The sequence below is a fragment of the Undibacterium pigrum genome (assembly GCF_003201815.1).
GTDB classification, from domain to species: domain Bacteria; phylum Pseudomonadota; class Gammaproteobacteria; order Burkholderiales; family Burkholderiaceae_D; genus Undibacterium; species Undibacterium pigrum.
This window is the reverse complement of sequence record NZ_QJKB01000001.1, coordinates 1,193,374-1,207,913: the sequence shown is the minus strand read 5'-3', so window position 1 is coordinate 1,207,913 and position 14,540 is coordinate 1,193,374. Positions and strand designations below refer to the sequence as shown.

Sequence of the window (14,540 nt, the reverse complement as noted above, 5' to 3'; positions counted from 1 at the left end):
CATGGCACTAAAATCGCGAACATTTTTCTTTTCGGATTTTATTGCCATGCTCAAAGCACCAGAACTTCTCTTGCCCGCCGGTTCGCTGGAAAAAATGCATGCCGCTTTCGACTTTGGTGCCGATGCAGTGTATGCAGGTCAGCCACGCTATAGCCTGCGTGCCCGCAATAATGAATTTTCTACCCTCGATGTATTGCAGCAGGGCATAGACGGTGCCCATGCGCGCGGCAAATTGTTCTTCGTCGCCAGCAATATCTTCCCGCACAATAGCAAACTCAAAACCTATCTGCGCGATATGGAACCGGTCATCAATATGAAGCCGGATGCGCTTATCATGGCCGACCCTGGCCTCATCATGATGGTGCGTGAAAAATGGCCAGAAGTGCCGGTGCATCTGTCTGTGCAAGCCAATGCCGTTAATTGGGCCGATGTAAAATTCTGGAAAAAAATGGGCCTGACCCGCGTCATCCTTTCACGTGAATTGTCGCTCGATGAAATAGAGGAGATACGCCAGCAATGTCCGGATATGGAACTGGAAGTGTTTGTCCATGGAGCCTTGTGCATTGCCTACTCCGGCCGCTGCCTGTTGTCTGGTTATTTCAATCATCGCGACCCCAATCAGGGCACATGTACTAATTCCTGTCGCTGGGATTACAAGGTCGAAAATGCGGCAGAAAATGAAACGGGTGACCTGGCACGCATCCCGGTTGAAAGTATCAAATTCAATTACCAGCAGGCACTTGAAGAAGCCAACCAGTCTTTCTCTGCCATGGGCGATATGCCACGTCATCCCCTGGCTGATCGTCCCTATCTGATAGAGGAAGGTGGTAAGCCTGGCCAGTTCATGCCCATACTTGAAGATGAGCACGGCACTTACATCATGAATTCCAAAGATTTGCGCGCAGTCGAGCATGTCGAACGCCTGGCAAAAATCGGTATTGATTCGCTGAAAGTCGAAGGCCGTACCAAGTCCTTGTACTATGTTGCCCGCACGGCCCAAACTTACAGGCGTGCGATAGATGATGCAGTCGCTGGTCGCCCGTTTAACACTGACTTGCTGGGTCAGTTGAATGGCCTTGCCAATCGTGGCTACACCGATGGCTTTTATCAACGCCACCATACACAAGAACATCAAAATTACATGGAGGGTGTATCAAAGGCGCACCGCAGCCAGTATGTGGGGCAAGTCTTGCAAGTGACAGATGGCTGGGCTGAAGTGGAAGTCAAAAACCGCTTCGCTGTTGGCGATGAGATAGAAATCATTTCACCAAGTGGCAATGAAATGATCAGGCTGGCCGAGATGCGTAATGCCGATAATCAGCCCCTGAACATCATAGGCGGAGCAGGGCATAAGGTGCGTATTCCGCTGGACGCCAGGCATGAAAAAGCCCTGATAGCCAGGATGTTGTAATCAGGGAGTTGACGCTTCTTTCATAGCGTGTATTCTTGATTCAAAAGAGGCATCAGATATGGCAAAGGGGTATGGCTATGAAAAGACAACTACAGAGTTTCTTATTGACCTGCTCTTTGCTCATGATGTCGCTTAGTGCTGTAGCGACAGAGCCTTTGCCCATATTTGATGCCCACATGCATTACAACATTGAAGCGCGCAGCACTTGGTCGCCGCAGCGTGTTATTGCAATGTGGCGTCAGCTTGGCATACGCGCTGTGTTGGCGACCAGTCGGCCAAACGATGGCACGCTGGATTTGATCGCGCAAAATGCGCCTGACATCAAGATAGTTCCTTTCCTGCGTCCCTACAGAGTGCAGCCCGACAGGCATGACTGGTTTGCCAATCCCGAGATAGAGCGCTTCGTTGAAAAAGAACTGCAGCGCGGCATCTATCGTGGCATAGGTGAATTTCATATCTTTGGCAAGGATGCTGATGCACCCTATATGGCGAAAATTGCCAGGCTGGCCAAGGCGCGTGATTTGTGGCTGCATGCCCACTCGGACGAAGATGCGATAGAACGTATTTTGTTTCACGCACCCGGCGTCAAACTGATCTGGGCGCATACCGGCATGAGCACCTCTCTCGATAAAGTCGAGGCCATGTTTGCACAATATCCCAACCTGGTTAGTGAGCTGTCTTTTCGCTCTGATCTTGAGCAAGACGGTAGTCTCAATCCGCAATGGAGGCGCCTGTTTTTGCGCTACCCCGACAGGTTTGTGCTTGGTACAGATACCTGGGTTACTTCGCGTTGGGATGATGTGCCGCAGTTGATGGCTTTCTATCGCCGCATGCTCGGTGATTTGCCAAGAGATGTGGCAGAGCGTATTGCCTATAAGAATGGACTGGCGATGTTTGGTCTGCCATAATCCGGCTTCTCATACTCTAACCAGGCTGGCGTGGATTTTTTTGATCAATTGACAGAAGCACTTTCCCTGGTGCGTACTGATCGGCAACTGCAATTGCTGGGCATAATCGTCATCTATGCCTGCATGAGCGTCGTAACACTCATCATGTATGCCTTTGATAAGGCAGAGGCCAGAAAGCGTGCCCCGAGAATTTCTGAGCGCGCTTTATTGCTGTGTGGCCTGGCCTGTGGGTGGCCAGGTGCCGTGTTGGCACAAAACTGGTTTCGTCACAAAACCATCAAAACTTCTTTCCGGCTGGCATTTGCTGTCACAGTCATCTTCAATTGCCTGGTGCTTGTCATGTTTATCTCCTGGTCATTGAACTTATTGAATTAGCATTGTCCAATTGGTAATATGGGGTTTCATCCAAACAGATAGTTTTTTTGTAGATGATTCTGTATATCCAGGGAGACCAGGCATGAAAATTGAAGCTCAAAAAACCTATGTGGCGCTGGCGGCCGATGGCATGGCAACTGTGCTGGAACAAGGTCCCGCATTCTGGATTTTGCCCGAAGCAGAAATCGAGGCTTACGGCAAACACTGGCTGATCAGTGAATTTACTTGTGAGTCAGACTGGCCCAGCTGGGAAATGCATCCAGGGGCTGATGAATTCGTGTATTTGCTATCCGGTCGCGCTGATTTCCTCATTGAGCTGGAAGATACCGTTGAGCATATACATATGAAGGCAGGTGAGGCAGTATTGGTGCCCAAGGGGCGCTGGCATACGGCTAAAGTGTTTGCAGAAAGTCGTATGTTATTTATGACGCGTGGCGAAGGCACGCAGCATAAGCCCGTAAGCAAGGGGTAATTTCTGCGTAAATCATGGTATTTGTATAGTCCAGGATTGTGATTCCTGTTGTCGCGGCTTTGCCAGTATATGTATCACTCGAAGGCGATTTTCCAATGACAAGGTACAATACGGTATTGTAAATTGCCGTCTTGTTTTATTGTGAATACAAAAGCACTACCCCCGCGCCGCGTCTCTGTGGCCCCAATGTTGGATTGGACTGACAGGCACTGCCGTCAGTTTCACCGCCATATCACCCGCAATACCTGGTTATACACCGAGATGGTGACAACGGGTTCACTCTTGTATGGTGATGTACAACGTCATCTTGAGTTTAATCCTGGCGAGCATCCCGTTGCCCTGCAACTGGGTGGCAGTGAGCTGGCTGATCTGGCGCACGCAGCAAAGCTGGGTGAGCAATGGGGCTATGATGAAATCAACCTGAATTGCGGCTGCCCGTCTGAGCGTGTGCAAAAAGGCGCATTTGGTGCCTGCCTGATGGCAGAACCGCAGCTGGTAGCTGATAGTGTCAAGGCAATGAAAGATGTGGTCTCGATTGATGTCACGGTGAAGCACCGTATAGGCATCAATGAGGTAGATTCTTATGAATTCATGCGTGACTTTGTCGGTACTGTTGCTGATGCTGGTTGCAAGACCTTTATTGTTCATGCGCGCAATGCGATACTCAAAGGTTTGTCGCCCAAAGAAAACCGTGAAATCCCGCCGCTTAAATATGACTATGCCTACCGTCTGAAAAAAGAATTTCCTGATCTGGAAATCATTCTCAACGGTGGCATTAAAACCCTGGAAGACATGGATTTGCATTTGCAGCATGTCGACGGCGTCATGATAGGGCGCGAGGCTTACCACAACCCCTATTTCATGGCGAGCTTTGATGAGCGCTATTATGGTGACTCTACCCCAGTCAAAAGCAGGGAAGAAATTTTGCAGCATATGATCCCTTACATTCATCATCAGCTGGAACTGTACGGCAATGGTGGCAAGGGCTTGCGCCTGAATACGGTCGTGCGTCATATGCTGGGTCTGATGATGGGGCTGGTTGGTGCGCGTGTTTTCCGTCAAATCCTGTCTGATAGCAAGAGACTTGCATCTGGCCAGCCGGAATTGTTGCTGGAAGCTGCCAGTGCCATGCAAAACGTCATGGCTTTTGACCGCAGCAAGGATGAGCAGGCGGCCATAACTGCATAGATAAAGGCAAGTTCATGCCGCTCAAGCTCCCCAATACATGAGCTAATTTGTAAATGAAGCGCCAGTATACGTAAGAATTTGTAATACATCGTGGAGTAGTGTCTGTGCAGGAATATATTGCTTATGTTTCATTGCACGCTCCTTCAACTCACTACCTCAGTGAGATTTCGCCTACGCCTTTAAAGCGTAGGCTTTTTTATGCCCGCTACATTTTTGCTGGAGTCTCCATGTCCTTTTCCACATTACGCAAAATCGCTCTACCAGTTTGTTTTTCGCTGTTTGCAAGCATCGTGCAGGCGACCCCAGTGATGGAGTTGCGGCTGGATAGTTTGCTGGCTAAGGCGGGAGAGCTGAAAAAAGAATTGAACCTCAACGCCAATCAGCAATTGTTATGGCAGCAAACGGAAAGCAAGCTGTCGGCAATGCAACATCAGCGTGAAAAACGCAGGGAGCGTCTGCAAACCGAACTGGAATTGCGTCTTGAGCAAAATGGCCTGGAATTGCGCGACCTGAATCCGCAAATCACGCAAGAAGAACAATCCACTCTGCAAGAAAACCAGCAAATGCGTGAACTAGTCCTTACTTTGAATGATGCTCTGGATGACAAGCAGCGCTTATCTTTGCAAATGTTGATCAATGCATCCTTGCGGGCGACGGCAGATATTAGCAAAACCAGGCGTCCGGATAATGCAGAAGCACCGCAGCGCAAAGGTGGCATGGGACGCCAGCGGGAGGGGGCAGGAGGTGGCGGTAAATTTTAATCATGCACTCGCACGATTAAATGAGCAATTTTTGAGGAGTGTAAATGCTCTTCGGTTAGCTGTTCCCAAGAATGCTATTGCCTTCAAGCCAAATTCCTCGTATAATGCGTAGCTCTCTTGCACTGCAAAGTTCGCAGGAAAGATGCAGTGGTGGCCGTAGCTCAGTTGGTAGAGTCCAGGATTGTGATTCCTGTTGTCGTGGGTTCGAACCCCATCGGTCACCCCAGAAATTCAAAGAAAAAGCCCGCTTCTAGCGGGCTTTTTCTTTATGTTCAACATTAAGTCATGCATGTGGTGTCGGTTTGCAAAATAGTGGTACCACAATTGCTCATCCCTTATTTATCTCCTGGTTTGTGAAAATAACAAAAATGTCGTTAAATTGTCATTTTTTATAGGTATTATGCTATTCAATTCTTGCTAATACCTTGCTGATACTTGCAAACCTGAGAGGTTGTATGAGTGTGATACTTGAGCAAATTGCAAAAGCAGAGCAAAAGGCCAGTGATTTTGATCTGGATGCGGATCTGCGATTCAAGCGAGATAAAACACCGGCTCAATTATCAACGCTCAAGCAGCAGGTCGAGCGCAAGCAATTCTTGCGTGAAAGCATGGGCGATACCGAAAAAGCCGATGCTTTTTTTGAGCGCATCTTGCTGGGTAACGAACTTCAGGATGTCAATTATCTGGCACGTGGCGTAGCGGCAGCCAGGTCGGTCGCCAGAATAGCGATACATGGACCTGGGGGTAGCCAAATAGGTTGGGGGACGGGCTTTCTGATCGGCCCTGGAGTTTTGCTCACAAATAACCATGTATTGCCGGACGCCTTGAGTTGCAAGAACTCCAAGGCTCATTTCGATTATGAGTTGGATGTGAGTGGTGAGCAAATTGGCCCGCATATATTCAAATTGCATCCTGAGCGTCTGTTTCAAACCAGTATCAGTCTGGACTTCACCGTGGTGGCAGTGGACGCAAAGGCCAGCAATGCAGATGTGCAATTATCGACTTATTCCTATCTGCCACTGATAGAGGCTACCGGCAAGGTGAGTGATGGCGAATGGCTGACCATCATCCAGCATCCCAATGGTGGCCTCAAGCAGCTTTGTGTGCGTGAAAACAAGCTCATCAAACGCACAGAAAATGAACTGTGGTACAGCACGGACACCCTGGGAGGCTCTTCGGGTTCCCCCGTTTTCAATAATGACTGGTATGTCGTTGCGCTCCATCATAGTGGTGTTCCATTGAAGGTGAATGACAAGGTGCAAACCATAGATGGCCGTGATTTTGACCCTGCCCGGGATGCGGAAGACAGCATTAAATGGCTGGCAAATGAGGGTATACGTGTATCGCGCATCGTCAATGAATTAAAGCAGGCCCAAGGAGATCATCCCTTGCTGCAAGCTGTTTTTCATGCAGCCATTCCTGAGGCACGTATCCCTGAGTTCAGCATGTCAACGACGTTTCCTGTCAATGCAGATGTGCCTGCTAGTGCAAGCCATGCAAGCCTTTCCATTTTTTCTCCACAAAGAATTGAGGTAAACAAGATGAGTCAAGCGCATTTGGGTAGATCAGTTTCTGTTACTTTACATATAGATCAAGACGGCCAGGTAAGCCTGGGTCAGCAGACTTACGCTGCCGAGTCGGCCAGTTTTCAGGAGGCTGCAAAAACTACCAACAGACCAGCAACATTTGATGTGCCTTTTGACGCAAGTTATGCCGACCGCAAAGGATATGATGAAGGGTTTTTGGGGCAAGGCAAATTGAGAATCAATTTCCCCAAATTATCCGCTGATCTGGAAAGCAAGGTGTCGCACTTGCTCAAACCTGTGGATGGAAATAACTATCTGCTGCATTACCATAATTTCAGTGTGGTCATGCATGCGCAAAGGCGATTTGCCATCTATAGTGCAGCTAACGTGCGCCATTCGCAGCGTTATCTGATGAGTCGCCCGGGAGATGACTGGAGAGTCGATCCACGTATCCCCATTGAGCATCAGGTCAGCAATTTCTACTATAAAAATAATCAGTTTGATCGCGGCCATCTGACCCGCAGGGAAGATCTGGAATTTGGTAGCACGCCGGAACTTGCCCTGCAGTCTGCCGCTGATACCTGTCATTGGAGTAATTGCGTGCCACAGCATGCGAAATTCAACCAGGGTAAACAATTGTGGCAGGGGCTGGAGTCTTATGTGCTGGAATCTGGCTTGAGGAAGTCAAATCTGGATGTACAAATTTTTACCGGGCCGATTTTTGAAGAAGATGACCCGGTCTACAAGCCTTTCCCAAAAATTCAGTATCCTGTGCGTTTCTGGAAAGTGATTGCCACCGTCAACGCTGAGCAAGAATTGTTTGCCACTGCCTATATACTCGATCAAAGTGAAGTCATTGCGCAATTTGGCATTGAGGCGACTGCGCCATTCGGTGCATATAAAACTTTCCAGGTGAAGATTGCAGAAGTCGAGCGCCTTACTGGCTTGCAATTCACTTCGGGTGGTGGGGTTGCCCCAGTGCTGCCATTGTCAGCTTGCGATCCTCTGGCAAAGAAAAAACGCAGTACCACACGGCGCTCTGTTGCTGCGCAAGAAAGTACGGGCTTTGAAGTGCCAGAAGGCTATGTCGTTTTGAATGAGCTTGATGACATTTATCTTGATCAGTAAGTGTAGCTGGGCTTTTTATTTAAGGAGTCGGTATTGCCAGATAGTCGCAGATACTGACTCAGCTCATCTGATGATACCCGTGACTAAGGGATGATAATTTGCACATTTAATGTGAAAATCTGATCAGCTTTCTTGTTTTGTCTATGAATCGAGTTAAATCAAGAATATACAAGCAATAACGCGTATAGATCAGCTTCATACCTGTTACCCTGTAAGCAGTTACTCTGGGCTACACAATCCAGGTCACTCGAATTCAAGTCGGCAGTTCAGGGCCTCATACATGACCAACACGCACAATCCTCTGCAAAATCATTTGCTGGCCGCCTTGCCGCAAGCTGAATTTGAGCGCCTTGCCCTGCACCTTGAATGGGTGGAAATGCCCGTGGGACAAGTCTTATATGAGTCTGGCGGCACCTTGAATCATGTTTATTTCCCCACCACCTCCATCGTTTCCTTGCTGTATGTGCTTGGAAATGGTGCTTCTGCTGAAATCGCTATCGTCGGTAATGAAGGCATACTCGGTATTTCCTTGTTCATGGGCGGTGAAACTACACCCAGCAGGGCAGTGGTGCAGTGTGCAGGTCATGCTTATCGCCTCAAGGCACAATTTCTGAAAGATGAATTCAATCGTGCCGGGCCTTTCTTGCGTCTGTTATTGCGCTATACCCAGGCACTGATTACGCAGATGACGCAAACCGCAGTCTGTAATCGTCACCATTCTATCGAGCAGCAGTTTTGCCGCTGGCTATTACTGAGTCTTGATAGGCTGCCTTCAGATTCTATCTCCATGACCCAGGAGTTGATTGCCAATATGCTGGGTGTCAGGCGTGAAGGCGTGACAGCTGCGGCGGGCAATATACAAAGACTGGGTTTGATACGGTACAGCCGCGGGCGTATTGATGTCATGGATCGCCCCGGGCTGGAGAAAGTAGTTTGTGAATGCTATGCCGTCGTCAAACTGGAATTTGATCGCCTGCTTGCTGACATACCGCATGGCGACCCATTGCATGTGCTGGGTGAGTCAGACCGGCGTGCCGAGGTGCAGCGCCCGGTTACGGTACATGCTGGTCTGGATCAAAAAAATGATTAGCGTCATTGCTGTCTGAGCATAGTCGTCAATGAACTCCCTTTCAAATATTGAAGCCAGATACCGTATAGTCAGATCAATGTCTGAAAAATGTGTGGTTTGCGGCGAATTTGCGACTGTATTTGCAACTGTATGTACGCTAGCGTACATAAGTATTTTCTTGATGCTGCCATAGTGCAGCTTCTACTTCAAAGGCGAAATAAGATTGTCGATGCCAAAAGCAAAAACTGAGCAGTGACAGCCGCTGAGTTTTCTTTGCATTATTTATTCTATATGTGTGATATCGAACAGACACTAGAGGCACTAATGCCATAGAGTCAGGCGCGGGCATGCTGAACAGATTTTTCTGGGTGGGTTTTGTGCCTTGTCCTTCATTCTACATTACGCAGGAATTCGATATGGGCAATCAGATAGACCCGAATCAAAACCATTTGCTGGCAGCATTACTGGATACAGAATTTGATCGCCTTGCACCCCATCTGGAACTGGTGTCCATGTTGCTGGGCGATGTTTTATATGAGTCGGGCGGCAAGTTACAGTACGTGTATTTCCCAGTCACTGCGATAGTGTCATTGCATTATTTGCTGGAAAACGGTGGCTCTTCAGAAATTGCCGGTGTTGGCAATGAAGGTCTGGTCGGCATTTCGCTGTTCATGGGTGGCGATACGACGCCTAGCCGTGCAATCATCCAAACCGGTGGTCAGGGTTATCGCCTGAAAGCGCATATCTTGCTGGAAGAATTTAATCGTGCCGGGCCAGTCTTGCGCTTATTGCTACGCTATACCCAGGCTTTGATTACGCAAATGTCGCAAACCGCAGTATGCAACCGTCACCATACCGTTGAGCAGCAACTCTGTCGCTGGCTATTACTGACCCTGGACCGTATGTCTGGTAATGACCTGACCATCACGCAGGAGTTGATTGCCAATATGCTGGGGGTGCGGCGTGAAGGGGTGACTGAGGCTGCCGGTAAATTGCAAAACTACGGTTTTATCAGCTATCGCCGCGGGCATATCACTGTGGTTGACAGGGCGGGGCTGGAAGAGCATGTATGTGAATGCTATGGGGTGGTCAAGAAAGAATTTGCCCGTTTGCTGTCTGATGTCTTGCAACGCCAGGGTAAATTCATACCTGCGCCAGCCACCATCGTCAGAAAAACAGGTGCTGTACAGAGCAACATATTGGGCAACATAGGCTTGTAAGTGCTGATATGAATTTTGAAATTTATTGAAGGATTGCTGTGAATGAAATTATATGAAGGCAATCTCGGTAGAGCGTCTTACCTTGATCGGCTTTGGCATTACCTTGCTGGCTTTGCTGATGATAGGTGGAATTGCCTGGAATATCGCCGTACCTTTTGATGCAGTCAAATCGATAGATCATACCCGCAAAGTGATTGATGACCTCAATGAGTTGAGTGTCAAACTGTCTGAGGCAGAGAATGCACAAAAAGCCTATTTTTTGACGAAAGAAGAAAGCTTTATCAGTCAGCGAAATGCCCGGCTCGATGAACTGGCGATAGTCATTCAACACTTGCATGGTTTGACGCTGGATAATCTTTCACAGCAAACACGCATACCGCAATTGCAAAAGGCAGTGGATGAGAGAATTACCATCATGCATGGAAGCCAAAAACAATTTGAGGCGCTTGGCTTTGCTGCTAGCCGCGCCGGCTTTAATGCAGGTTTGCTGGCATCTTCCAAAGTGCAGAATATTTTGGCTGAGGCGATAGTCGATGAACAGGTTTTGCTTGATGAGCGCAAGTTAAAAGCAGCATTTCGCATCAAGCTGGTGGTTGGCAGCGTTGGGTTTTTGCTGGTATTTTTATTGTTATGGGCTTTACAGATACGCCGCGCTACGCTGGGCCGCATGGCAGGAGAAGAAACCTCACTCAAGGTACGTGAAGTTTTACTGAAGATGGGCGCTTTGCAAGATGCCATCTTTAATAGTCAGAATTTTTCCATTATTGCTACTGATGCGCAGGGGCTTATCCAGATTTTCAATGTCGGTGCTGAGCATATGCTGGGATATGACGCTGCCGACGTGGTTAATCAGATCAGTCCTGCTGATATCTCTGATGCTGATGAACTGGCTGCCAGGGCAGCGGCGCTAAGTGTCGAGTTCAATACTCCGGTCGCCCTGGGTTTCGATGCCTTGATCTTTAAGGCCATGCGCAGTCTTGAAGATATTCATGAGCTGACCTATATCCGTCGTGATGGCAGTCGTTTACAAGCAATTGTTTCTGTTACTGCCTTGCGCGATGCACAAGATGTAGTCATAGGTAGCCTCTTGATAGGCACAGATAACACTGCCCGCAAGCAAGTAGAAGCAGAGCAGGCCTTGCTGGACCAGCGTTTACGTGAGCAACAGTTTTATACGCGCTCTTTGATTGAAGCCAATATTGATGCACTGATCACGACAGACTTGAATGGTGTTATCAGCGATGTCAATCATCAAATGGAAGCGATCACTGGATGCACACGTGATGAACTGATCGGTGCTCCGTTCAAAAATTATTTTACTGAACCTGCAGCAGCCGAGCTGGCAATGAAGCAGGCGTTGCAAAGCGGTAAGGTCAGCAATTGTGAGCTGACTGCGATAGCAAAAGACGGCAAGGAAACTGAAATTTCCTATAACGCCAGCACCATCTATGATAGAGAGCGCAAATTGCAGGGCGTATTTGCATCTGCCCGCGATGTGACTGAATATAAATTATTTGAACAAAGACTGCAGAATAACAATATAGAACTGGAATTGGCCAAGGCAGTGGCTGAAAAAGCGAATCTGGCCAAATCAGAATTCTTGTCCAGCATGAGCCATGAATTGCGTACTCCTTTGAACGCAGTACTTGGTTTTGCGCAATTGATGGCCTCAGATAATCCGCCGCCGTCTGATAATCAAAAATTGTCAATAGACCAGATATTGCAAGCCGGTTGGTATCTGCTGCGCTTGATCAATGAAATTCTTGACCTGGCGATGATAGAGTCTGGCAAGGTCAGTATTTCAAAAGAATCCATCCTGCTTGCCGACGTTTTGCTGGACTGCCAGTCCATGATCGAGCCGCAAGCACAGACCCGCGGCATCGCCATGATTTTTCCAGTCATGGACGAGTCTCTATACGTGCTTGCAGACCGCACCAGACTTAAGCAGGTCATGGTGAATTTGCTGTCTAACGCGATTAAATACAATCAGGATGAAGGTTCGGTAACGGTTGAATATGCCGTGCATGGCGAGAACCGCATACGTATCAGTGTCAAGGATGCCGGCAAGGGCCTGTCACCTGAACAGCTCGGCCAGTTGTTTCAACCTTTTAATCGACTGGGGCAGGATGCAGGCAATGAAGAGGGCACCGGCATCGGCCTGGTCGTCACCAGGCAGCTGATCGAGCTGATGGGTGGCGTGATTGGCGTTGAAAGCAGTGTTGGTGTTGGTAGCGTATTCTGGATAGAGCTAGCACTGGCTTTGGCCCCAGCATTGCATGAGGACGATCACGATGAATTGATGATGGAGCAATCAGCAGGCAAAATGCCAGCCTGGGCTTCATCACAACGCAGCCTTTTATATGTGGAAGATAATCCTGCCAACCTGGCACTGGTGGAGCAATTGATTGCCCGCCGTAGTGACCTCAAACTGCTGACCGCTGTCGATGCGCATCTGGGCATTAGTACTGCGCAAATATGCAAGCCAGATGTGATCTTGATGGATATTAATTTGCCTGGCCTCAGTGGTTTTGGTGCGCTCAAGATATTGGCAAATGATCCGCTGACGGCACATATACCTGTCATGGCCTTGTCTGCAAATGCCATGCAGCGCGATATAGAAAAGGGTCTGGATGCAGGCTTCTTCCGTTACCTGACCAAACCCATCAAGGTCAATGAGTTTATGGATGCGCTGGATCTGGCACTGCATTATGCCAAGGAGCACGGTTTGGATCGCAATAAAGGTGAATTGGATACCAGGACTCGTGAAAATGTGCCTGAATTATAAAATGGCGGCGCAACGATTTTGAAAGAATGAAATGCTTGAAGCAGTCGAAATTCTCAAGGCCAGCATCCTGATCGTTGACGATCAAAAAGCTAATGTCATGTTATTGGAGCAAATGCTGCGTAACATTGGTTATACCTCTATCACCACCACGATGGATGCCCGTACCGTTTGCGCCCTGCATATTGAACATAATTACGATCTGATATTGCTGGACCTGCAAATGCCCGGCATGGATGGTTTTGAAGTCATGGAAGAATTAAAAAATATTGCTGCTGATGCGTATTTGCCAGTGCTGGTGATCACTGCCCAACCCGGGCATAAGCTGCGCGCCTTGCAGGCCGGCGCCAAGGACTTTGTCAGCAAGCCTTTTGATCTGCAAGAGGTACAGACGCGCATACACAATATGTTGGAAGTACGCTTGCTGTATCAACAACTGGATACTTACAATAAACGTCTGGAGCAAACCGTGCTGGAGCGCACAGCAGAACTAAGTGCCAGCGAAGCGCGCTTCAAAAGCTTTACCCAACTGTCGTCTGACTGGTATTGGGAGCAGGATCAGTTTGGTAATTTCACCAATGTATCAGGGCCAGTATTTGAGATGCTGGGGATACAGGCAGAAGATATGCTGGGTACCGCACCCAAGGGCATGGAAGGCTGGGACGTGGATGAGCGTGAGCAGCTTGATGATAATATCGCCAATCGGCGGCCATTCCTGGATTTCATCTACCGCCGTTGCAAGCCCGACGGCACGATACAATATCTGCAAGTCAGTGGTGAGCCATTCTTTGACTCTGCCAGTCGCTTTGCAGGATACCGCGGCGTGGGCATGGATGTCACGCACAGGCGACATTGAGGCGACGTTGAGGATGCATTGACGAGGCACTGAGTCGCTATTTATTGATAGCGGTTCCAGCGCATGAGTCGTTCATCCGATGCTTCCTTGATTAAGTGCCTGGCTTTCAGCGGGTCTTTCTCTACATGCTTGCTGCCGCTTTCCAGTTCCATGGCCAGGGCCTGGATGGCGACGGGGTATTCAAGCTCTGCTGATTCTTCCAGCCATTTTCTGGCCATGGCCTGGTCTTGTTTGATGCCTTCACCAGCGGCATAGGCATTTGATAGCAGGAACATGGCCTGGGCATTGCCTTGCTCACTGGCCTTTGTCAGCCATTTCACAGATGCAGCAAGGTCTTGCTGCGTACCCTGACCATATTTAGCCATGCGCGCGAGCATGAAGCTGGCCTTGCCATATTGATGGTTGGCCGCGGCCTCGTATAATTTCCAGGCGCGTTGCTCATCCTTCGTTAAGCCCAGGCGGCCTTTATAATAAGCTTCTGCCAGTTGAAACTGGGCTTCAGCATCGCCCCCCTGATTGCTGGCTGCCTGTTCCAGCCAGTGCAGGGCCAAGGCTTGCTGTTCAGGCTTGATGGCATAGGCCAGACCCAATTCGCGCTGAGCCACGATATTGCCTGCATTCGCCCATTTTTCCAGCGAGGCAATGGCAGCAGGCAATTGTGCATGCAGAGCCTGTATGCCAGCAGATTCAACTTCTGCCGTGGTTGGTACGGGTGCGCAGGCACCCAGATTGCAGATCAATAAAATACCTGCAGTGATTTTTAATTTGTTCAACATGGTTTGCTCAAGAACGTAGGCCTGCACTTCTAGTAGAAGTGCAGGTTTATCCATTGCGGGTTTTTGCA

The 14,540-nt window shown here is 48.8% G+C and carries 12 protein-coding genes and 1 tRNA gene; 12 read left to right on the top strand and 1 reads right to left on the bottom strand.

The features are described from left to right. Positions 1–46: 46 nt before the first annotated feature. The 12 genes from trhP to DFR42_RS05235 all read left to right on the top strand — a co-directional run bounded on the left by trhP (position 47) and on the right by DFR42_RS05235 (position 13,696). The gene (gene trhP, locus DFR42_RS05290; RefSeq protein ID WP_110254253.1) at positions 47–1,411 is read left to right on the top strand and encodes a prephenate-dependent tRNA uridine(34) hydroxylase TrhP; all 1,365 of its coding nucleotides are present in this window, start codon (positions 47–49) and stop codon (positions 1,409–1,411) included. Between the two features lie 77 nt (positions 1,412–1,488). Then, on the top strand, positions 1,489–2,319 hold the full coding sequence (locus DFR42_RS05285; RefSeq protein ID WP_146218785.1) for an amidohydrolase family protein: 831 nt from the start codon (positions 1,489–1,491) through the stop codon (positions 2,317–2,319). 30 nt (positions 2,320–2,349) lie between these two features. Further along, on the top strand, positions 2,350–2,694 hold the full coding sequence (locus tag DFR42_RS05280) for a DUF1294 domain-containing protein (protein WP_245936830.1): 345 nt from the start codon (positions 2,350–2,352) through the stop codon (positions 2,692–2,694). Between the two features lie 82 nt (positions 2,695–2,776). Next, positions 2,777–3,166 carry a cupin domain-containing protein gene (locus tag DFR42_RS05275; protein WP_110253854.1) on the top strand — a complete coding sequence of 130 codons (390 nt, stop codon included), beginning with the start codon at positions 2,777–2,779 and terminating at the stop codon, positions 3,164–3,166. Between the two features lie 141 nt (positions 3,167–3,307). Beyond that, positions 3,308–4,354: a tRNA dihydrouridine(20/20a) synthase DusA gene (gene dusA / locus DFR42_RS05270; protein WP_110253853.1), complete on the top strand. Its 1,047-nt coding sequence runs from the start codon at positions 3,308–3,310 to the stop codon at positions 4,352–4,354. Between the two features lie 227 nt (positions 4,355–4,581). After that, on the top strand, positions 4,582–5,115 hold the full coding sequence (locus DFR42_RS05265) for a hypothetical protein (protein ID WP_110253852.1): 534 nt from the start codon (positions 4,582–4,584) through the stop codon (positions 5,113–5,115). Between the two features lie 150 nt (positions 5,116–5,265). Then, positions 5,266–5,341, top strand: a tRNA-His gene (locus DFR42_RS05260). A 229-nt stretch (positions 5,342–5,570) separates the two neighbouring features. After that, positions 5,571–7,769, top strand: coding sequence for a DNA/RNA non-specific endonuclease (locus DFR42_RS05255; protein ID WP_110253851.1), 2,199 nt, complete (start codon positions 5,571–5,573; stop codon positions 7,767–7,769). A 280-nt stretch (positions 7,770–8,049) separates the two neighbouring features. Beyond that, entirely contained in the window at positions 8,050–8,859 is an 810-nt protein-coding gene (locus tag DFR42_RS05250; protein WP_110253850.1) for a Crp/Fnr family transcriptional regulator, read from the top strand. A gap of 395 nt (positions 8,860–9,254) precedes the next feature. Further along, entirely contained in the window at positions 9,255–10,058 is an 804-nt protein-coding gene (locus tag DFR42_RS05245; protein WP_110254251.1) for a Crp/Fnr family transcriptional regulator, read from the top strand. Positions 10,059–10,110: 52 nt separating this feature from the next. After that, complete coding sequence (locus tag DFR42_RS05240; RefSeq protein ID WP_110253849.1) at positions 10,111–12,843, top strand: PAS domain S-box protein; 2,733 nt, start codon at positions 10,111–10,113, stop codon at positions 12,841–12,843. Between the two features lie 31 nt (positions 12,844–12,874). Further along, complete coding sequence (locus DFR42_RS05235; RefSeq protein ID WP_110253848.1) at positions 12,875–13,696, top strand: response regulator; 822 nt, start codon at positions 12,875–12,877, stop codon at positions 13,694–13,696. A 41-nt stretch (positions 13,697–13,737) separates the two neighbouring features. Here DFR42_RS05235 and DFR42_RS05230 read toward each other — a convergent pair whose 3' ends face one another. Next, positions 13,738–14,472, bottom strand: coding sequence for a tetratricopeptide repeat protein (locus tag DFR42_RS05230; RefSeq protein WP_170133416.1), 735 nt, complete (start codon positions 14,470–14,472; stop codon positions 13,738–13,740). Between the last annotated feature and the right edge of the window lie 68 nt (positions 14,473–14,540).

What these genes read in the sequence shown, in the direction of transcription:
- DFR42_RS05255 (WP_110253851.1), top strand. Translation starts at nt 5,571, where the DNA reads ATGAGTGTGATACTTGAGCAAATTGCAAAAGCAGAGCAAAAGGCCAGT.
- DFR42_RS05230 (WP_170133416.1), bottom strand. Translation starts at nt 14,472, where the DNA reads ATGTTGAACAAATTAAAAATCACTGCAGGTATTTTATTGATCTGCAAT.
- DFR42_RS05240 (WP_110253849.1), top strand. Translation starts at nt 10,111, where the DNA reads ATGAAGGCAATCTCGGTAGAGCGTCTTACCTTGATCGGCTTTGGCATT.
- trhP (WP_110254253.1), top strand. Translation starts at nt 47, where the DNA reads ATGCTCAAAGCACCAGAACTTCTCTTGCCCGCCGGTTCGCTGGAAAAA.
- DFR42_RS05250 (WP_110253850.1), top strand. Translation starts at nt 8,050, where the DNA reads ATGACCAACACGCACAATCCTCTGCAAAATCATTTGCTGGCCGCCTTG.
- DFR42_RS05285 (WP_146218785.1), top strand. Translation starts at nt 1,489, where the DNA reads ATGAAAAGACAACTACAGAGTTTCTTATTGACCTGCTCTTTGCTCATG.
- DFR42_RS05275 (WP_110253854.1), top strand. Translation starts at nt 2,777, where the DNA reads ATGAAAATTGAAGCTCAAAAAACCTATGTGGCGCTGGCGGCCGATGGC.
- DFR42_RS05245 (WP_110254251.1), top strand. Translation starts at nt 9,255, where the DNA reads ATGGGCAATCAGATAGACCCGAATCAAAACCATTTGCTGGCAGCATTA.
- DFR42_RS05235 (WP_110253848.1), top strand. Translation starts at nt 12,875, where the DNA reads ATGCTTGAAGCAGTCGAAATTCTCAAGGCCAGCATCCTGATCGTTGAC.
- DFR42_RS05265 (WP_110253852.1), top strand. Translation starts at nt 4,582, where the DNA reads ATGTCCTTTTCCACATTACGCAAAATCGCTCTACCAGTTTGTTTTTCG.